This window comes from Bradyrhizobium sp. (assembly GCF_016462955.1).
In the GTDB taxonomy this organism is placed as follows: Bacteria; Pseudomonadota; Alphaproteobacteria; order Rhizobiales; family Xanthobacteraceae; genus Bradyrhizobium.
The window spans coordinates 2,770-3,000 of sequence record NZ_JAEMSD010000677.1; the positions used below are offsets into that span (position 1 = coordinate 2,770).

General features: G+C 66.7%; 1 pseudogene. It reads left to right on the forward strand.

Annotation, left to right across the window (positions count from 1 at the left end):
- Positions 1 to 132 (forward strand): annotated as a pseudogene (locus JHD07_RS36725) (transcriptional repressor); the annotation flags it as partial.
- Positions 133 to 231 lie beyond the last annotated feature (99 nt).

Sequence of the window (231 nt, forward strand, 5' to 3'; positions counted from 1 at the left end):
TATCTCGAAGGCGAGGATATGCTGGTCGACGTTGCCGACGGCCTCGCCTTCACCAAGCTGCCCGAGGCGCTTCCCGGCCACGAGATCGCGCGGCTCGACGTCATCGTCCATTTGCGCCGCAAGCCTACGTAGCGCCGGCACGTTCGGGGCGTGGGCGCATGCGCTCACCGCAATCCGGCCCGGCGAAATCCTTCCAGATAGTGCTCGCGGTCGCCGTCATTGGCCCATGGC